Source organism: Alcaligenes sp. DN25, assembly GCF_023674485.1.
GTDB lineage: Bacteria > Pseudomonadota > Gammaproteobacteria > Burkholderiales > Burkholderiaceae_B > Alcaligenes > Alcaligenes phenolicus.
On sequence record NZ_CP098408.1, the window covers coordinates 3,798,804 to 3,818,602 of the forward strand.

A 19,799-nucleotide genomic window follows, 5' to 3' on the forward strand; every position below is an offset into this window, starting at 1 on the left:
TTAGCTGCGCGGATCTTGCCAATCTGGACGGCTGTCCAGAAACAGGCACAGATCCGCTCTGTCCTGTGTGCCGGGCTGACCTAGCCAGGTCTCCTGGCCCAGACCCAAGCCCGCCCCCAAACCCAGATCAGGCTGCTCGCTGGCTTGTAACACCAGTTGCAACTGAACCGACCACTCCAAGCCCAGATACAAAGCCAGGCAATAGCGCAATTGTCGCCAGGCCGGACGACCTGGCAAGAAGCGTCCATAGTCCTGCCGACTCAAAGGGCCAATCCGTATTCGTATGGTTTGCTGCACATCCAGAATACGTGCGCCAAGAACGGTATTTTTCCCAAGCCCCGAACAACTGCGGCCCAGGCTGACCTGAGTTTGATCATCCAGCGGCACCCAAGCCGGCACGTTCTGCTGAATGCTGACGGGCAGTTGGAAATAGCTGGCCAGAAGCGATTGCAGAGCAGGCGCGCTACGGGTTTGAGACGCCAGCGCGGGTGCCTGAAAATGGACCGCATGGTCGCTCATGGGAGCCGATTCGCTCTGGCTCCCGACTCCGGCCAGGCTGGCCAGCCAGCGTGTAAAACCATCCTGATCATGTTCCAGGTCACAGACTGCCTGCGCTTGTGCCCAGGCTCTGAAAAACAGTAAAAACAGACGGTGGTGAAACTGGTCCAGAAAGGCCACACCAGCGCGGTCACCAAAGTTGCGACTACGCTGAAAAAAGTACTCCGTCATGTGCAGCGGCAAAGGGCCGTTGGGCCCCCACAAACCAAAACCCTGCACATCCAGATGCAGTTGTTCATCGTCCCAACGAGCGGTTTGCACACTGGAGGCCGCAAAAGCCAAACTAGGCGGCTGACCTACCCGCACATCTTCTTGGCGAGGCGTAGGCGCGGTTCCCAAACGAGGCTGGCCTTGGGCGGCTTGCAAGGCATCGACGGCCCGCAAAACCCGAAACAGATCATGGCCATAAGGCCATTGCTGAATGATACGGCCCAGCTCTTCCAAAGAAGCCTGGGGCTTTAGCTGTTCCTGCTCGGCCCGGTTCACAGCACCGCCCGCGTACCTGCTTGCGGCCCCCACGCTCCCAGTTCCACCCCTGTCTCGGAACGAAACTGGGTAGAGACAAAACTGTTCAGGCTGACATGACGGGCCAGATAACGACTGAGCACGGCGGCCAGAACAAAGGGACGGCCACCGGGAAAACCACTTTGGTCCAGCGTGACCTCAAAATGCACGCCACGCGCCATCACCAAGGGTCCTGGCACCGGCATGGCCCTCTGCACAGGCCGTGCCTGCACCGCCACAATGGAAGCCAACTGACGCAAGGCACCGGCATCAGCGCTGTCCACATGCGGGGCCAGCAAGGCACGCCAGCGACCTGCAGCCTGCTTAGGGTCGGACTGGGCCACACCCAACTGGGCCAGACTCATCTGTGAAATCAAATCCCAGGCCTGACGGCCGCCGGTTGATGCAGGTCGAGGACGGGTCAAACCACCCAATAAACTGACACCGGCCACAGGGGCCGAAACTTGCAGGCTGAAGTCAGACTCGGGCGAGCGCGGTAGCAGCAAGGGCAAATCACGGTTGCTGCACCAGGCCGTGACACTGATCTGATTCATGCCGAAAAACTCGGACTGCTCGTGCTGATTCACCAGAGATAAATACACTTCGCTACCGCCATAACTGCTTCGGCCACCCCAGCGTTTCTGGGTATCAGACACGACACGCGGTTCGCGTCGCACAGTGTAGTAACTGCCATAGCGTCCTGCATCCTGCGCCGTGCTGGCATACAAGGGGCGAAACAGCACATCGTCCGTGCCCTGTCGGCCATGTCCTTGCACTTGCTCCATCAGGCAAACTTCAAAGTCCATGGGACGCGTTCTGTCCATGACCACATGATGATCTGTTGCCTGTGGGCGCAAGGCCATGCGTTCACTGCGTCGTCGAAATAAATTCACGACCGGCGTGCAATACAAACGCACATGGCCAGGGCCAACGCGTGCCGCCAGATCGGGCCAAGCCTGCTTAAGGACAATATGCAGGCTCCAGCGGCGGCTTTTTCGCTCCTGCGCACGTCCTCTGGCGATAGCTGCTTGCAGACCACGCAGCCGTACAAAAGCAAAACGGCCCAGCAAGGCGAAATACTCCCGCAGCAAGCGATGGCCGGAGAACTCGTGAGACACCATGGGCAAGATGGCTTGATCATCTTCCAGGCCATCGTGTGTCAGACAATCAGACGTAGCCAGAAATTGTGGGGCCTCGTCCTCCATTTGGATGAACACCCCCAACGCCTGCCGCAGCAAGGCATCCAGCAGCAAGCTGCTGTCAGATTCCGGGCCGTCCAGATGCAGGCTAAGCTCATCCAGAGCCAGCTCCTCCAGTGTCAAACCGCCATGCACCGTGAAGTCCAGTTTCAAAGCCGAACGGGCTTGTGCAGCCTGTCGGCTACCTAAAGCCGCCAGAGGCAGATCAGCCGCCACATCCCCCAAACGGACTTGCGACAAGCTCATGGGCCACAAGTCCACGGCATGGCAAGTAGAAAACTCGCAGGCGGTTTGTTCTCCGGCTGGAATACGGGAGCGCAATGCGGTGTGGCGCGGCATGGTAAAGCCTTTGGCCAGAGCACCTTCGCTCATGCTGGGACGAAACTGCACCAGTCCCATGCTGGGGGTGGGCATCAACCAGGAAGGTTGAATCACATCCAGCAATTGCTGGCTGAGACGGGGAAATTCCGCGTCCATCTTCATCTGAATGCGAGCCGTCAGAAAGCTGAAGCCTTCCAGCAGACGCTCGACATAGGGGTCAGCCACCGCCGTATCGTGCACACCCAGACGGGCCGCCACTTTGGGGTAGGCTTGCGCAAATTCGGCTCCCAGCTCGCGCAGGTAAGCCAATTCACGGTTGTAGTAATGCAGCAGCTCCGGATTCATCCCGACGCGTAACTCTCTTCAAGGTCCAACTGCCCGCTTTCCAGATCAATACTGGTGCGCAGCAAGAATTCCTGCGGATACGGCTCGCACCAGACATGACCCTGAATACGCAAGCTCAAGACGTTATGCAAATCGCGCTGAGCCCTGTGATCCAGACAATGCACCTGCAAGGTATCGGGCAGAATACGCGGCTCGAAATGCAGGATGGCGGTACGCAGCGCTTCTTCCACATCCAGCCATTCCACTTCGCTCATGGTCTTGCCCGCCAGCGGGCTCATGCCGTAGTTCAGGCAGGAGCGGCGCACATGAGCCAAGGCCTGCATCAAGGGGGTAGCGCCCTGATTGGGGGTATTGAGCAAATGACCCAGATCGCGCAATACCGCCTGACGCATCTGGTACTGGCTCATGGGCTGGGGAGGTTCCCAGGTTTGATCGGGCCGCTCGTCGGTCAGCCTGTCCAGCAGACAAGGTTGCAAGCGATCCGCCTGACCGCGCATCAGCGCGGCCCCGCGGCGTCCCGGTAAGCGAAAGCGGTCCATAGCGGCCCTGCCTGAAAACCCAAGCCCGATCAGGCTTCTTTGTTTTGCTTGATGTCCCAGGCCACCAGCGTTTCAGCACCTTTGCTGCCGCGGTCGGACTGTTCCCAGTACTGCTGTTTGACGCGTGCGGCCTGGAAGGAGTAATTGACCATTACGCTTTCCACATCGCGCTCGGCATTGAGCTGAACCGAAGTCACCAGCACTTCTTCCAGGGTGATTTTGGTGTATTCCACCTGCTCGCCACCGGCCTTGCACACCGACAGCTCCACCTTGCCCAGGTGCTTGCCGCTGGCGCAGTGCTTCATCACGGCAGGCGCGGCCTTGTCGATGCGAGCGACCACATGCAGATCGTTGAAATTGGCCTTGCCCTGGCCACCGCCACCGCCCGAGCTCATGCTGCCCGGTTGCGAGGCACCCCACGAAAAGGACTGGATATCAGTCCAATCCTTGTGATTAGAATCTTTGGACTCGCCATTGGCGCCTTCAATTTTCATGAACATATCAACAGACACGCTTTTCTCCTTGGAGGTCGAATAAGGCCATCAAAAGGCCAGGGTGGGAATCAGTTCTGCTCGCCTTTGAGCGAAGGCAAGCGGGACACCAGGCGCAGGGAGACCGTCAGGCCTTCCAGCTGGTAGTGCGGGCGCAAGAAGAACTTGGCAGCGTAATAACCGGGGTTGTCCGGTACTTCCTGCACCGAGACTTCGGCGGCGGCCAGCGGCTTGCGTGCCTTGGTTTCCTGCGAAGAGTTGGTCGGGTCGCCGTCCACGTAATTCATGATCCAGCTGTTTAGCCAACGCTCCATATCGTCGCGCTCGCGAAAGGAACCGATCTTGTCGCGCACAATGCATTTCAGGTAATGCGCAAAACGGCAGCAGGCAAACAGATAGGGCAAGCGCGCGGCCAGACGGGCATTGGCGGTAGCGTCTGCGTCGTAATATTCCTGGGGCTTCTGCAAGGACTGGGCGCCGATAAAGGCCGCAAAATCGGAATTCTTGCGGTGTACCAAGGGCATGAATCCGTTCTTGGCCAGCTCGGCTTCGCGGCGATCACTGATGGCAATTTCCGTGGGGCATTTGATGTCCACACCGCCATCGTCCGTGGGGAAGGTATGGCAAGGCAGGTTCTCGACCGCACCGCCCGACTCCACACCGCGAATTGCCGTGCACCAGCCAAAATGCTTGAAGGATCGGTTGATATTCACCGCCATGGCATAGGCCGAGTTAGCCCAGGTGTAGCGGTCGTGGCTGGCTCCGTCGGTGTCTTCCTCGAAGTCGAACTCATCAACCGGGTTGGTACGTGCACCGTAGGGTAAACGCGCCAGAAAGCGGGGCATGGCCAGGCCCAGATAACGGGCATCGTCGGATTCGCGCAGGCTTTGCCAGGCGGCGTACTCGGTGTTGGAGAAGATCTTGGTCAGATCACGCGGATTGGCCAGCTCCTGCCAGGACTCCATCTGCATCACGGAAGGCGCCGCTCCCGCGATGAACGGGCTGTGGGCCGCCGCGCCAATACGGGCCAGTTCCCCCAGCATCTCTACATCCGGCGGACTGTGGTCGAAGTGATAATCCCCCACCAGGCAGCCAAAGGGCTCGCCACCAAACTGGCCGTATTCCTGTTCATACACCTTCTTGAACAAGGGGCTTTGATCCCAGGCCACCCCTTTGTAGCGCTTCAAGTTGCGCGCCAATTCCTTCTTGGTCGCGGGCATCACCCGAATGCGCAGCAGCTCATCAGTTTCGGTGTTGCTGACCAGATGGTGCAAACCTCGCCAGGCCCCTTCCAGCCGCTGAAATTCGGGGTGATGCAGGATGTGATTGATCTGCTCGGTCATCTTCTGATCGATCTGGGCAATCACCGCCTGAATGGTTTGATAGGCGTCATCGCTCAAAGTCACGGACTGGTCCAACGCCTGCTCGGCCAGCGTGGTGACGGCAAACTCAACCGCCTGCTGAGCCTGCTCGGTTTTGGGACGAAACTCTTGCTGCAACAGGCTGGACAGTTCATCCAGCTGGGCCGTGTCGCGAGTGGCGGTCAATGTCTGGGTGGAAGTCATGGGGTGGGCTCCTTATGCTTTGGGCTCGTTGTCCTGATCGGGCTGGGACTCGTCCATCGTCAGGGCCTGGGGCGGGCGACCAGCCAGGGCGCGCAAGAGTTCGGGCTGCTGCAGGAGACGGGACAAGAGTTCTTCCGCCCCGCTTTTGCCATCCATATAAGTCAGCAAATTCGCCAGCTGGGTACGAGCTTCCAGCAGGCGAGCCAAAGGTTCGATCTGACGGGCCAGTTCAGCCGGGGAGAAGCTGTCCATGGAGTCAAAAGACACTTCCACTCCCAGCACGCCATCGCCCTTCAGGCTGTTGGGAACCTGCATGTTCAGCTTAGGTGCGATGGACTTCATGCGGTCATCGAAGTTGTCCACGTCGATTTCCATAAACTTGCGCTCGCCCAGCTCCGGCTGGTTCTCCGTATTGTGTCCGGCCAGATCCGCCAGCACACCCATCACGAATGGCAGTTGCACACGATGCTCGGCGCCGTACAGTTCAACGTCGTACTCAATTTGCACACGCGGAGCCCGATTGCGCCCAAGGAATTTCTGGCCGCTGCCAGAATTGGATTTCACAGACATCAGGTCTTCTCCAGTTGATTTATGGAATTAAGAAGCGGCTGTCGCCACTTCGGATCGAGGCATGAAAACCTGGATCTGATCCCAGGCACCGGGAGCCAGGTCACGAATCAGCTCGTGAAAACCCATGGGCACCAGTTGCTGGGCACGACGCAGCAGCAAAGGGGCAGGATGGCTGGGTTCGTGCTGCTCGAAATACGCCACCAGCTTGTCCAGCAACAACACCACCTCTTCACGGGATGAAACATGCAGGTTTTGCCAACTCGCCAAGCCCATCACCGGAGCGACCTGATGGGCAGGTTGCGGGGGCACAGGAATGGTGGGGTCGCTTGCCTGCACAGGCTCGGGAGCGGAAGGAGCAGATAGTGAGGTTGCCGCGTCCAGCACTGCGCAGGCGGCTTCCACGGTGTCCCAGGCTCCGTCCAGACGCACGGACCACTCGGCATCCAGATGGCGATGCACCAAGGCCTCCAGCTCATGGCGGAACTGACGTAGACGACTCAAGGCCACGGTCTGGCTTTGGCCGGCGGCAAAGGCACGGCGCAGCTCTTCAACCAGACGGTCACGACCCGGCAGGCCGCTATCTTTCTGACTGCCATCCAGCACATAGCCGACTTCACGTAAATTCAGTTGACGATGCCCCAGGCTGACCACGGGAGCCTCACGCATCAGGCGACCCAGACCATCAATAGCCGAGAGCCCGGCCAGCGCATTGACGCGCGGCAAGGGGTCCAGCTCGCCATCGTCGTGCAGACGCGGATGAACGTGCTCCCAGCCTTGTTGCAGGGCGCTCAACAGCCAGTCGCACACCTCCCCCAAGGCGGGCAATCCACCTGTCTGCAATCTCGCCTGGGCCAGTACCACCAGCAAGCGAATATCTGCCGAGCGGTCCAGCAAGTCCTGCACCAGGCGCACGATGCGCGTCCAGTCCGGAACCTGAGCCGGGATAATAGTTTGGCCAAACTGCTGCTCGCCCTGTACTTGCAAGGCCTGCATCAAGGCCAGAAAGTCGGCTTCGTATTCCAGGTTGTCGCCGTAATGGGCATTGCCGGTAGCCAAAATCCAGGCTGGCTGCCACTGCTCCTGTATTCCTTCGACCATAGCTGTCGTCTCGGATAACTGATCACGGAGCCAGTCTAGGAACTGAAGGTGACACCTTTTTGACGAAAATTTTTCCTTACTTATTTTGCAAAATGGATGTATTTACGCTCTTTTTGAAGCAAATAAAGAAAAAGCGCCACCCGCAGGCAGCGCTTTTCAAAGGAAGCAAATAGAGATCAGCTAGGTGCTAGTCGTCCAGCCCCTGCTCCTGTCGCCAGTGCTGGTAGCGCTGCTCCAGAACCGGCCGCAAGGTTTCGTAGCTGTCCCAATCGTCAGGCACGTGATAGATGGATGGCAAAACCTCGTCGTCCAGCGTATCCACGTAATCATCCAGATACAGCTCGTCGTAGTAAAAATCGCTAAAGGCTTTGCCCTGCTCGGACATGTCTTCGCTGACCAGCACATCGTCGCAACACTCTTGCAGCAGTTGCGAGCCTTTGATCATGTGATCACGGCACTGGCGCACCTCGTTGGGGTAGCGGTCCATAAAAGCATTGGCCAGCAGGCCTTTTTCCACCAGCCAGGCCAGATACATGCCGATGTGCGTGCGACCACCTTGCGGGCCCAGATCAGAGGGGTAGTCCCCGCCCACATGCCAGTCCACAGCGTCATATTTAACGGGATCAGTGTGCGTTTTCAATGTCGTACCTCCGTAGGTATGCGTATGTTCTTGGGAAGTGGCTGCTTGGGTGCATTCTTGCCAATCAACTCTGCGCCCTTGCTCTCCATTGCCTTGTCCTTGGCCTTCTGGGTTGCGGAGCGGCGCGCTCCCCCGCTCTTGACTTCGACCGCCCGGATTTTGCCCGTGTTCTTGTCCTTGATCAGTATATCGATCACACGGCGGGTCAATGGGGTTTTTGCAGACACCTGCGTGCCCATGACCTCGTGGCCTTCCTGCTTCAGCTCGGCCTCGACCTCGCGCTCTCGCTGCGCACCCCGACGCCGGTTGCGTTTAAGCTGCGCCCGCTTGGCTTCACGTGCTGCCGCTTTACGCGCCGCCTCCGGCCCGCTGCCCGACACACCCTTGCCGCCTTTACCGGCGCCGCCCCCGGCACCACCGCCACCTAGCAACAGCACTTTGAACTGGCTGGGCACTATCCGCATGCCCACCGTATTCACCGTGTTCTGCATGCTCAAGCTAGTCAGACGGGTCGCCGGGATTCCCTTCCACAGCACATTAGGCACACAGGTAATGGAGCGCGAACGCGACATCACGGTTTGCGAGATCAAGCCCAAAGCCACACCCGGATTGTCACCATTACTCAAGGGTATCGTTGTGAGCAAGTTATGGGCAGGCCCACCCTGCAACAGGATGTTCCAGGCATTGGGAATACCCATCAGGCCCGTCGCAAAATTCGGGTAAGGAATCGGCAACAGAGCCGGTGGTGTCTTGCAGATGTCGGGGAAGGCAATATCCATGCCGCCCCGTTGGCAATTGGCAAACATCAGGGCTCCTTATTCAAGATTCATATGACGCGCGGTCCAGCTCTCAGACTCATGCAAGGCCGGGTCATTGGGCAGGCAGCCTGCGGCCTGTTCTTGCCCGGCCTTGTCCAGCAAGCAACGATGAAACTGGGTGCGCTCAAAATGTGCGCCATCCCAGCGAGCACGGCGGCAATCTGCATACGAGAAATCCGCATAGCGCAGTTGGCTATGCTCGAAACGGGCCCGCTCCAACACTGCCTGCGCGAAGTAGGCCTGCTGCAAAAAAGAGCCACGAAAATCTGCCTCGGGAGCGTGGGCTTGAGCCCACAGACTTTGTGTCAGATCCGCCTCCCGAATCTGCAGTCCTTGAGCCTGTGCATGAACAAATAAAGCCTGCTTGGCTTGGACCTTGTTCAGCACGGCCTGATTCAAGATGGCAGACTTGAAATTGGTGCCGCAAAGACAAGCGTGGCTTAGATCCGCTTGAGTAAAGTCGGACTCCATCAAGACACTGCCGCTGAAATCCAACCCCGACAGGTCCATGCCCTGGAAATTGCAGGTTTTGGCCGTCACCCTGTGCCAGCGACTACCGGCCAGAGTGCTGCCCCGCCAATCCATTTCGGTGACCACCACATCTTCCAGACGGGTCGACTGCAAGGACAAGCCCCCTGCGCGGCAGCCAGTCCAAGTGCAACGCTGCAAAAAAGCTTGGTCGAAGTTGCCCGTTTGCAAAATGCATTGCGCCCAGTGACTGTCGCTCCAGGCTCCGCCTTGCCAGATAGCGCCCTGTAAATCACAGTCCTGCCACATCACCTCCCTGGCCTGGACATGCTTGCAGGACAAGCCGATCAACACGCATTCCATAAAGGCGCAGCCATCCAGCACACTGGCGTCCAGTACTGCTCCGCTCAAGTCACATTGATGAAAGCGGCTACCCGCCAGATTGACGCCCAAGGCTTGCACACGCGGCAGACGGCAAGCGATGAACACCGCTCCTGAATAATCGCCCGGTGGCAAATACAGATCGCTGATGTCCAGCCCCAGCAAAGGCTCGCCTTGCCGAATGCGCAAACGCAAAGCATGTGCGTCCATCAGACTTGCCCCCCGGCAGGATCGCGACGTGCCGTGCGTAAATACAGATTGCGGCTGCGGGTACGCGCATCCGTTTGCAAGCCCGTCAAATCAGCGCGGAAGAAGTTCACGGTGTCCAGCATCGTGCCTTGAACATTCGCGCCCCCGGCCAGGCTATTGCTCATATCCACCTTGTTCATGATGGCTTGGCCAAAGTCAGTCTCGATCAGAATGCAGTCGCTCAGGCGGGCCTGCGTCCATTGCGACCCCTGGAGATTGGCACCGGATAAATCACAGCGAATCAGTTGGGCCTGTTCAAAACAGGATTGCGACAAATCCAGCCCACGCAAATTGCTTTCTTCCAAGCGGGCACCGCGCCAGTCTGACCCCGGCATGTCCACGCCGGACACCACGCTTTGACGCCAGCGGCTGTTACGGCAATCGAGCACACCGTCCAACAGACCCAGCAGCCAGGACGTGTCCTCCAGGCTGGAGCCCCTCAAGGACAGGTCCCGCAGATCACAGTCCAGCCATGCGCATTGCTGTAACTGGCAATCCAGATAAGACAATTCGGACAAGCGCGAGCGCATCAAATATTGCACGCCACTTAACTGCGAGGTCTCGAAGGTGCAGCGCAGCAAGTCCACATCCAGCCACTCCTGCTCCTGAAGGTTCGACTGCTGGAACAAGACATCCTGCCAGCTGGACTCGCGCGGCTGCCATCGGGCCGCCTGCACCTGACGAAACTGTACGGATTGCAGTACTGCCGCGCTGAAATCCACATCATCCAATTGGGATTGATTGAATTGAACCTGCTCCAATCGCGCCCGCACAAATGTGGCTCCCGAGCAATCAGCTCCTGCAAACGTGCCTTGCCGTAGAACCGCATCGTTAAAGCAGGTGCCAACACAGCGCACCCCGGAGAAATCGAAGTCCTGCAAATGCAAACCGCTCAAGTCCAGGCCAGACAGATTGCGAGTTCCGGCCAGAATCAACTCCACTCGCCTGCGCAAACGCTGCTGACGCAGATCAGAGGCAACAGGCGGTGCAGGGGCATAAGTTTGCATCGCACGTCTGGCCTGCTCCATGGGTTTGGATAGCAAGCCGGACACAGGCGCCTGGTCGCTGGCCGCTGCATCCAGCTCATACAACATCTGCTGCGTATCGCGCGCCGTAACACGGGTGCCGGCCTGATCCTGAAAGGGAGATTCACGCTGCAAGTCCTGCACTTTCGCCATGCCCTCTTCCATCTGCTGACGCGCCTCCCATTGCTGGCGATTGGCTTGGCGCACTTCCTGCACCCAATCCGTTCGGTCCACATCCATAGGTTTGGGAGGCCCAGCCTGCGCCAAGGAAAACAGCTCGTTCTGCCAAGCCGGGTGTTCCTGTGCCGCGTCCTGCGCCCAGCGCTCCAGGCGCATCCGCATAGTCAAGGACAAGGGGTCGTCTGAACTGGTCTGAAAATCATCCAAAGGTGCGCCGCAGTCAGCGGGTAGCAAATCCTGGTCGCGCAAGGCAAATAATCCGGCCTGATCGCCTTCGCTACGCAAGCGCAGCACTTGCTCGTAATGATCCTGGCCACGCGCTTGCCCCAAGGACTCCAGGGCAGGCATTAATAAGTTCACATCTTGCGCCTGCGCGTCCTGAACCGGCACGCTTCCTTGGTACAGCAAAAGCATGTGGCCTAAATCGGGGAAGAACCAGACAGTGGTGTGCCGCAAGTCCAGCTTTTGCAGACCGGGTAGACGACGATCTTGATACCAGCAGATCGCCTCCCACTGCGGCAAGCTGCCACTCCACCGGGGTCGCTGGGCGTGCAGATGGTGTAGTTCCCAAGAACTGTCTGCGGGCCAATGACCTTGCTCACGCCACCACTGGTCCGGTTCAGCAGCATTGAAAAAATGTGGGTCCAGGCTGTCCAGCATCATGCCAGGATCGCCTTGCTGCCAGGCGGGGTCATAACGGCCCGCCAAACGAAAGCGACGTGGTCGCAAAGGCGACACAGGCCCCAAACCCGCTGGACGGCCCTGCTGGCCAGAACGGTGCAAGCGCCCTTCCCAAGGCTCTACCTGCGGCAAGCAAAGCGGTTCGCCCGGACTGGCTGCTTCCATTCCCATGCCGGCGGGATTATCGGGATACTGCGGCCCGCCCCAGCTACGGCTGCCATCCAAAGGCACGCGGGTAAAAGGCTCTGCCTCCCCCGGCCTGCCTTGTCGCCACTGCCGTTGCCCAAATACAGCCAGCTGCTTTTCTATCGGGCCGACACGTGCTTGTACTGCCAGTTGGGATACCGGCTCACCACCAGGAGCGCAGGCATGGCCAGAGACCAGAAACTCTGCACAAGGTTTGGGCAAGGCCAGGTCCAGCACATCGTCGTCCTGCATCAGGCCGGATACGCTTTGCCACATACGTGCATCGGTGCTCAAGACATGCGGGGCATCCATGGAGCACCAGGCCTGTACCGACACGCTTAGCGCGTGTTGTCCACGCCAGCTCCAGGGACGTGCCAAAACACCCAAGCGCAAGGGCTTTACGATGCGCATGGGACTTGTCCTTTGGGAGAGCACGAGCAGGACTGACTTGGAGCAGGAGCACTGCCTGACTGCTCCGGACCCACGTGTGCGTCATCCCCGATCAACTGCGAAGCCAGCGCCACCATCAATCAATCCCCATAGGAGTTAGCGGCGGGTTTCAGCTGCAAGGTCACCTGTTCACGGTTCAGGGCGCACAACTGGGGATTGGTCGGATCGCACAGCACGCTGACCCAATTACCCGGCTTGAATCGCTTGCTCAGTTCGGGCTGCACCAGTACATCCACATGGGTTTTCTGGCCATCCACGTCCAGACCCAGGCGCACGAGCGGATAAGCAGATTTGAAGACTTCTGGCAGCAGTTCATCCTGAGATACGATCACGGCCTGTTGCGGTACGACCTCGGCACGATGCAGGCGCTGATACAAGCGTTCCTCAGGACGAGCACGCCAATAGCGCGTAAAACCCCTATACCCAGCCACAAAACCACCCACTGCGATCAACATGGGCAAGATGACCAGATAAGGCAGCCAATCCCGCCACTCCAGAGCAATACCAATCGAAATCATGATGGCTCCCATCAAAGCGCTGAAAGCCATCCATATAATCTGTCCCAGCATCGTCGCGGACGTCCTTAAAAAAAGATGTGCAAGCCGGACTTGGCCAAACGCAGAGCCGAACTGCCGACGCGCACCGCCTGCTTGCCCAGATACACCGCACTGGTCTTGATCGCGGCGTAGGCTTTCTCGTCCTTGAAGGCCGAGTGGTCCATCTTCATGACGGCAGCCTGGAAATTGACCAGATAGCCCTGCGCCCGAATACCCCAGGCATCCAGCGAGGAAATCGTGCCGTTCAGGCGGAACCCCGTCACTTTTTCGGTATGCGGAATCCACCATTTTTCAATACCTGTGACATTCACCTTCCAGCTAGGCGTGGTGATGTTCACGCCCGCTGCGGCGGTAATGTCCACAGGACCGGAAATGCTTTTGGTCAGATTGCCAGTCAAGGTGTCAGTGATATTGCCGGTGGTGGTCAGGTCCACATCACCTGTAATGGTTTCTTTGACATCGCCAGTCACGGTGTAATCCACCGGGCCGGTAATCGTGCGGGTGTAATCGCCGGTTTGGGTGGAGTTGCGAGTGCCGGTGATGGAATCCGTGACATCGCCCGTGACCGTATGAGTGACCTCGCCGGTGATGGTTCGGGTCAAATCGCCGGTCAAGGTGTCGGTGACATTGCCCGTCACGGTACGCGTCACATCACCGGTATGAGTTCGGGTCTGCTCGCCTTCTATGGTTTCAACCAGATCCCCGATGACCGTACGTACGACGCCGCTATTGAATGTCTCGGTTTCCAGATCCTGCACCGTTGTTGTGCGGGTTGCCGTGACACTCAAGGTGTCATGGCCTGTGACCACAGTAGTCCGGTTACCGTCGACGGTATGGGTTTCATCACCCTCGACTTCCGTATCCAGATTGCGCTCGGCATGCAGCCAGATACGCTCCTGCCCGGCTCTGTCCTCGAACATGAAGGCGTTGGCGTTGCTGGGATCACCGTCTTTGGAACGACTTAAAAAGCCGCTTTGTGTAGCATTGTCCGGCAGATTCCAGGGCGGCATATTACTGGCGTTATACACACGACCGACGGCAATGGGCCGGTCCGGGTCGCCCCCCAGAAAGTCCACAATCACTTCGTCGCCCACTCGGGGCAGCTGAATGCCACCAAAGCCGCCACCTGCCCACGGGCTGGAGACTCGCAGCCAGCAGGAGCTGTTTTCATTGGCCTGCCCATAACGATCCCACAGGAACTGAACCTTGATGCGACCATATTGATCGGTCCACAGTTGCTCGCCGCTCTTGCCCACCACCTTGGCGGTTTGCGGGCCGTAGGTACGCGGAATAGGTGTGCGTCGCAAAGGGCGATACGGCTGGCTGGACGGGATCACCAGAAAATCAATGAAGTAGTGGCTGGCCATGCCGCTCTCGCCGGTATGGCCTACATCCAGAAAGTCGTAATCGACCTGAGTCACCAGATAGTCGCGGTTGTCCTCGGGGCGCGGATGATTGCGCACGGACAGCAAATAACCCGGCGCGACACCACGCGCGTTGGTCTGGGCCTGTGCCTGACTGCGGACCGCCTGCAAGGCTTCCAACCGCAAGCGGGAGTAATGTTCACCATGTTGAGGCTCGGTGTAGCCACCCGCCCATTCGTAGACTTCCAAATCACCCAAGGCGTGTTCAGCCGGGTTGCTGCGCGTGGCGTCCAGGCTGGCTCCCGGCTTGCAATAGTCGTAGTCAGCGGTCGCGTAGCGGCCCGGAGTGACTTGCTCATACGGGTGCCAGGCATGGATATGCTCAACATCGGGATGCGCTACCCGATCGGGGGAAACAAAGGGCAGCTCAGAAAGCCAGGGCGCAGCCGCATGTTGACCCACATCGTCGGCCATCACCAGGGTATGGGCGCCATTACGGTGCTCAAACCAGTAGTAAATCCCCTCGCGTTCCATCAAGCGGCTAACAAACTGAAAGTCGCTTTCCTGATACTGAACGCAATAGGTTTGACGCGGATAGTCCTGCGTCAGGCGCGACTCCCAGGCAAAGGGGTAGCGGCCCAGCACATCCTGCAAGACCTCGGGCACGGTCTTTTCCTGAAAGATCCGGCTGTCCATGTTCTGGCTCAAGAACCAGAGCCAGGGGCGCAAGGTGGCCCGATACGTGTAGAAGCGATCGCTGCGGCCGGTTTTACCCATCAGGCGAAATGCACTGATACGACCATCCAGAAAGCGCGGCACCGCAAAAGGCGTTTTGATTTCCAGGCTCAGGGACTCGCCCAGCAAGCTGCGCAAATCCAGCAAGGGGGTATTGCAGACCACATCCACCTGCAATTCAAAAGGCTGGGACAAGGCTTCCCGACCTTGCAGAGCCTGAAATAGCAAGACTTCCGGCCCGAGCGGGCTATGCACTTGTACAAGGCGTTCTGTCAGCATGCTTACCCCATATGGATTTGGTCAGCGTCGACTTTGACCAGCTCGCGCGCAGTCATCAAGGTATGGCGGGCATGCAAACGCATTTGATGCTGGGCCTGCACGTCCATGCGACCCCCACGCCAACGCTCTTCTTTTTCAGTCAGACGAAATACGTGATTGCACACTTGGGACAGGCGATCCGCCACGGTTTCCTGCACGCGCGACAAAATCCGCAGCGTGCCTGCGGTCAGGCTCATCTCCCGGCCAGACTGGCGCAAATGGCCACCTGCCTGCAAAGTCAGGTCCGCCTCGGACTGGATATGTACCCCACCCTGCGCCGCCTGCACATGCAAGCCCTGCTCGGCGACCAGATGCAAAGCCCCGCCCTGGGGTCGCTCCAGCACGGCGAACACATAGGCCTGCTCGCCATCGGCACCGCCTACCCAGACCTTGTCGCCCACTTGCGGCTGCACCAGGCAACTGACGGCCTGCGGCACAATCCAGCAGCGCTCGCCGCAGTCGACTTCAAACTGCCCCGACTCCAGACGAGCCTTGACCCATCCCTGCCAGAACATGGGGGGAACATGCAGGCTGGACACCATGCGCGAGGGCAATCCCATACATCCTCCGTGTGAGCTGTTCAACACAATGAAAAGGACTATGGCCCGAGCCCATGTCTACTCTATGACAACAACAAAACTTTACTTTTTTGACATTTAGGGGGTTTTAAGCAAATTTGCTTACACGTATTGTGCTATTGCCCGCCGATGCAGGGGACGCCCCAATAAAAAAGCCGCCCGAAGGCGGCTTTGTCCAGCAACGATAGAAACAGCAGCAGATCGGAAATTATGTCCGCTCGAAAATCCCGGCGGCTCCCATGCCTGTACCGATACACATGGTGAGCATGCCGTATTTCAGCTGACGACGCTGCAAGGCATGAACCACGGTGGCGGCACGCATGGCACCAGTCGCACCCAGAGGGTGACCCATGGCAATAGCGCCACCCAGCGGATTGACGCGCTCGGGGTCCAGGCCCAAATCACGAATCACCGCCAGAGATTGAGCAGCAAAGGCTTCGTTCAGCTCGATCCAGTCCATCTGGTCTTGCTTCAGGCCAGCCAAGGCCAGCGCATGAGGCACGGCTTCTTTAGGACCGATACCCATGATTGCTGGTGGCACACCACGGACCGAGAAAGTCACGAAACGGGCCAGCGGAGTCAGATTGTGCTCGCGCAAGGCGCGTTCGGAAACAACCAGCAAGGCACCTGCCCCGTCCGAAGTCTGCGAACTGTTGCCGGCCGTAACCGAGCCACGCGCCGCAAATACGGGGCGCAGCTTGCCCAGCACTTCCAGGCTGGTATCAGGGCGTGGTCCCTCATCGCGATCAACCACTTGAGTTTTGACGGAGATTTCCTGCGTGCTCAGGTTCGGTTGACGACGTGTCACCGTCACAGGCAGAACTTCGCCCGTGAACTCGCCCGATTCCCAAGCCTTGACGGCTTTCTGGTGCGAGGCCAAGGCAAACGCGTCCTGATCTTCACGGGAGACTTTCCACTGACGCGCTACTTCTTCAGCGGTCAGACCCATGCCGTAAGCGATCCCGTAGTTCTCGTCCGAAGCGAAAATCTCGGGGCTGAACGTGGTATTCACACCCATCACCGGCACCTGACTCATGGATTCCACACCCGAAGCCACGATGATGTCTGCCTGGCCCGTACGGATACGGTCGGCCGCAATCGCAATGGCGCTCAAACCCGAGGCGCAGAAACGGTTGACGGTCATCCCGGCCACGGTATGCGGCAGGCCTGCCAGCAAGGCAGAAATACGCGCAACGTTAAAACCTTGCGGGCCTTCAGGCAGGGCGCAACCGGCCACCACTTCTTCAATGGCGGCAGGGTCCAGTTTGGGCACATCGGCCAGCATGCCGCGAATGGCTTCCGCCAAGAGCTCGTCAGGACGGTAGGACGAAAACACACCGCGAGGCGCTTTTCCGATGGGCGTACGCTTGGCAGCGACTATATAAGCTTGTTGTACAGTCATGTCTACTCCTTGATCCGCTCTAGTTACGCACTGGCTTGCCAGTGGTCAGCATCCCAGTAATACGTTCCTGGGTCTTGGGGGAATTGAGCAGCTCCAGGAAGGCCTGCCGCTCTTGCGCCATCATCCAGGCTTCATCCACCAGCGAGCCAGGATCCACATCGCCCCCGCAGATCACGGTTACGACCTTCTCGGCAATATGGAAGTCATATTCCGAGATGAAACCACCTTCTTTCATGTTCACCAGTTGAGCTTTCAACGTGGCGATGCCATCGCGACCGGCAACCGGAAAGCGACGTGGCAATGGCGCACGCCAACCAGCGCTGGCCAGAGCCTGTGCCTGACGAACGGCTACATAAACCAGTTCCTGACGATTCATGACGATGGTGTCGGACTCTTTCAGGAAGCCAAGCTGACGCGCATCCAGAGCGGAGCGCGACACCTGTGCGCTGGCGATAGCCAGAGCAAAACGCTTCAGGTAGGCCAGCAACGGGGCATCAGGTGCACCCATGGCTTGCAGTTCAGCCGAGCGACGAGCCGAGTAAGCCAGACCACCTGCGCCTGGAACCAGACCCACACCCACTTCAACCAGACCAATGTAGGACTCGAAGTGAGCGACGCGGTGCGCGCAATGCACAGCCAGTTCGCAACCACCACCCAGAGCCAGACCGGCAACCGCAGCCACCACAGGCACCTGGGCGTAACGGATACGCAGAACCATGTCCTGCATGGCGCGCTCTACCGGCTCAACACCGGCCACGCCTTCTTTCTCGAACACGGGCAAAATGGCTTTCAGGTCAGCGCCAGCGGAGAATGGATCGCCATCCTGGGCCACCACCAGAGCCTGATACGAGGCTTCAGCCAGCTCAATCGCCTTGAACATGCCATTGACCACACCAGGGCTCAGCGTGTGCATCTTGGTCTTGAAGGACACGATCAGCACGTCTTGTGGGTGCGGTGCAGGCAGCGTCCAGCAGCGTACCGACTCATCTTCGAAAACCGTGGTGGTTTCCAGAGACTCGACCTCGCCCACCAGCAAAGGTGTGCCAATGTGGCGCAGGTAAACAGGCAGATCGCTACGGCCTTCAAAGCGGCTTTGCGAAGGATTCCAGGAACCGGCAGCGGTATGCACGCCTTGCGCTTCCCACACAGGACCACGAGTCGCCCAGTCTGGCAGCGGCTGGCTGCTCAGTGTCTTGCCGTCCTGAATGTCCTGATTGATCCAGTCGGCCACCTGCCGCCATCCGGCAGCCTGCCAGATCTCGAACGGGCCTTGCTTGTGACCAAAGCCCCATTTCAAGGCCAGATCCAGCTGACGGGCGTTGTCGGCAATGTCTTGCAGATGAATGGCACTGTAGTGGAAGGTGTCGCGCAGCACGGCCCACACGAATTGAGCCTGAGGCTTGTCGGACTCGCGCAGCTGGCGCAGGCGCTCAGCCGGGTCACGTACAGCCAGAATGGCGGCGACATCAGGATCGATTTTCTGGTCAGCAGCCACGTAATCGCGCTGTTGAGCATCGAAACGCTGGATTTCACGGCCCTTCTTGCGGAAGAAACCGGCACCGGTCTTTTGACCCAAAGCTCCTGCATCAATCAGGCCCTGCACTTCTGGTGGCAGGCCAAAGTGTGCTTTGAAACTGTCATCGGGCAGCTGATCCTGCATGGTGCGGATCACGTGTGCCAGAGTGTCCAGGCCAACCACGTCAGCAGTACGGTAAGTACCCGATTTGGCTCGACCCAGACGTGTACCCGTCAATTCATCAACCTGCTCGTAAGTCAGGGAGAAACGGCGAGCCTGCTCGAACACGGACAGAATGCCAAAGACACCGATGCGGTTACCGATGAAATTGGGGGTATCTTTGGCGCGAACCACACCCTTGCCCAGTTGCGATACCAGGAAGGTTTCCAGAACATCCAGCAGCTCTGGCTGGGTGTATTTCGTGGGGATCAGCTCCACCAGGCTCATGTAGCGTGGCGGATTGAAAAAGTGCACGCCGCAAAAGCGTGGACGCAGCACTTCCGGCAAAACATCTGCCAGGGAAGTGATGGACAGGCCGGACGTGTTGCTGGCGATGATGGCATTAGGGTTCAGTGCTGGCCCGATCTTGCGGTACAGATCCTGTTTCCAGTCCAGACGCTCGGCAATGGCTTCGATTACCAGATCGCAATCGGCCAGACGGTCCAGGTTGTCGTCGTAGTTGGCGGGCTCGATCAGGTCGGCCAGGTCTGGCGTACCCAAAGGAGCGGGATTCATTTTGCGCAGATTGGCAATGGCACGCAGGGCGATGCCATTTTTGGGCCCCTCGCGGGCGGGCAGATCAAACAGAACTACTGGTATGCCTGCATTCACGCAATGGGCGGCAATTTGCGCGCCCATGACGCCGGCACCGCACACGGCGACCCGACGCAAGGTACGGGCACTGCCCGTCACTGCACTGGCTGAACTAGATGTCATAGGTTTGTCTCCAGGAAACTGAAACCCCACGCAGCATAAGGTCCCAAACGGACGCTCTACGATGCGAGGCAATCGAATAATCGTACACGCACAACCGCTTTTACGACCATAAAGTCTTTTTTATT

General features: G+C 58.6%; 16 protein-coding genes. All 16 read right to left on the minus strand.

Annotation, left to right across the window (positions count from 1 at the left end; all coding sequences use genetic code 11):
- Entirely contained in the window at positions 1–1,044 is a 1,044-nt protein-coding gene (gene tssG, locus NBV64_RS17470; RefSeq protein WP_009455541.1) for a type VI secretion system baseplate subunit TssG, read from the minus strand.
- A complete protein-coding gene (gene tssF / locus NBV64_RS17475; RefSeq protein WP_250756248.1) occupies positions 1,041–2,927 on the minus strand; it encodes a type VI secretion system baseplate subunit TssF in 1,887 nt (628 codons plus the stop codon). The genes tssG and tssF overlap by 4 nt, the downstream gene beginning before the upstream one ends.
- A complete protein-coding gene (gene tssE / locus NBV64_RS17480; protein ID WP_021447237.1) occupies positions 2,924–3,466 on the minus strand; it encodes a type VI secretion system baseplate subunit TssE in 543 nt (180 codons plus the stop codon). The genes tssF and tssE overlap by 4 nt, the downstream gene beginning before the upstream one ends.
- A gap of 29 nt (positions 3,467–3,495) precedes the next feature.
- Positions 3,496–3,978 (minus strand): Hcp family type VI secretion system effector, encoded by a 483-nt coding sequence (locus NBV64_RS17485; RefSeq protein ID WP_009455532.1) that lies wholly within the window; start codon positions 3,976–3,978, stop codon positions 3,496–3,498.
- Positions 3,979–4,028: 50 nt separating this feature from the next.
- On the minus strand, positions 4,029–5,522 hold the full coding sequence (gene tssC, locus NBV64_RS17490; protein ID WP_009455530.1) for a type VI secretion system contractile sheath large subunit: 1,494 nt from the start codon (positions 5,520–5,522) through the stop codon (positions 4,029–4,031).
- A 12-nt stretch (positions 5,523–5,534) separates the two neighbouring features.
- Positions 5,535–6,092 carry a type VI secretion system contractile sheath small subunit gene (gene tssB / locus NBV64_RS17495; RefSeq protein WP_009455528.1) on the minus strand — a complete coding sequence of 186 codons (558 nt, stop codon included), beginning with the start codon at positions 6,090–6,092 and terminating at the stop codon, positions 5,535–5,537.
- A gap of 27 nt (positions 6,093–6,119) precedes the next feature.
- On the minus strand, positions 6,120–7,190 hold the full coding sequence (gene tssA / locus NBV64_RS17500) for a type VI secretion system protein TssA (RefSeq protein ID WP_009455526.1): 1,071 nt from the start codon (positions 7,188–7,190) through the stop codon (positions 6,120–6,122).
- 187 nt (positions 7,191–7,377) lie between these two features.
- A complete protein-coding gene (locus tag NBV64_RS17505; protein ID WP_009455524.1) occupies positions 7,378–7,830 on the minus strand; it encodes a DUF7832 domain-containing protein in 453 nt (150 codons plus the stop codon).
- Positions 7,827–8,636 (minus strand): DUF4150 domain-containing protein, encoded by an 810-nt coding sequence (locus tag NBV64_RS17510; protein WP_250756249.1) that lies wholly within the window; start codon positions 8,634–8,636, stop codon positions 7,827–7,829. Before NBV64_RS17510 ends, NBV64_RS17505 begins: the two co-directional genes overlap by 4 nt.
- Before the next feature lie 9 nt (positions 8,637–8,645).
- On the minus strand, positions 8,646–9,707 hold the full coding sequence (locus NBV64_RS17515; RefSeq protein ID WP_250756250.1) for a pentapeptide repeat-containing protein: 1,062 nt from the start codon (positions 9,705–9,707) through the stop codon (positions 8,646–8,648).
- Complete coding sequence (locus NBV64_RS17520; RefSeq protein WP_250756251.1) at positions 9,707–12,229, minus strand: DUF2169 family type VI secretion system accessory protein; 2,523 nt, start codon at positions 12,227–12,229, stop codon at positions 9,707–9,709. Before NBV64_RS17520 ends, NBV64_RS17515 begins: the two co-directional genes overlap by 1 nt.
- 119 nt (positions 12,230–12,348) lie before the next feature.
- Positions 12,349–12,816, minus strand: a complete 468-nt coding sequence (locus NBV64_RS17525; RefSeq protein ID WP_230940567.1) for a hypothetical protein — start codon at positions 12,814–12,816, stop codon at positions 12,349–12,351.
- Positions 12,817–12,851: 35 nt separating this feature from the next.
- Positions 12,852–15,203 carry a type VI secretion system Vgr family protein gene (locus NBV64_RS17530; RefSeq protein WP_009455517.1) on the minus strand — a complete coding sequence of 784 codons (2,352 nt, stop codon included), beginning with the start codon at positions 15,201–15,203 and terminating at the stop codon, positions 12,852–12,854.
- A 2-nt stretch (positions 15,204–15,205) separates the two neighbouring features.
- On the minus strand, positions 15,206–15,802 hold the full coding sequence (locus NBV64_RS17535; RefSeq protein ID WP_250756252.1) for a DUF3540 domain-containing protein: 597 nt from the start codon (positions 15,800–15,802) through the stop codon (positions 15,206–15,208).
- 226 nt (positions 15,803–16,028) lie between these two features.
- Entirely contained in the window at positions 16,029–17,222 is a 1,194-nt protein-coding gene (locus NBV64_RS17540; RefSeq protein WP_026483649.1) for an acetyl-CoA C-acyltransferase, read from the minus strand.
- A gap of 19 nt (positions 17,223–17,241) precedes the next feature.
- Positions 17,242–19,674 (minus strand): 3-hydroxyacyl-CoA dehydrogenase/enoyl-CoA hydratase family protein, encoded by a 2,433-nt coding sequence (locus tag NBV64_RS17545; RefSeq protein ID WP_446764029.1) that lies wholly within the window; start codon positions 19,672–19,674, stop codon positions 17,242–17,244.
- Positions 19,675–19,799 lie beyond the last annotated feature (125 nt).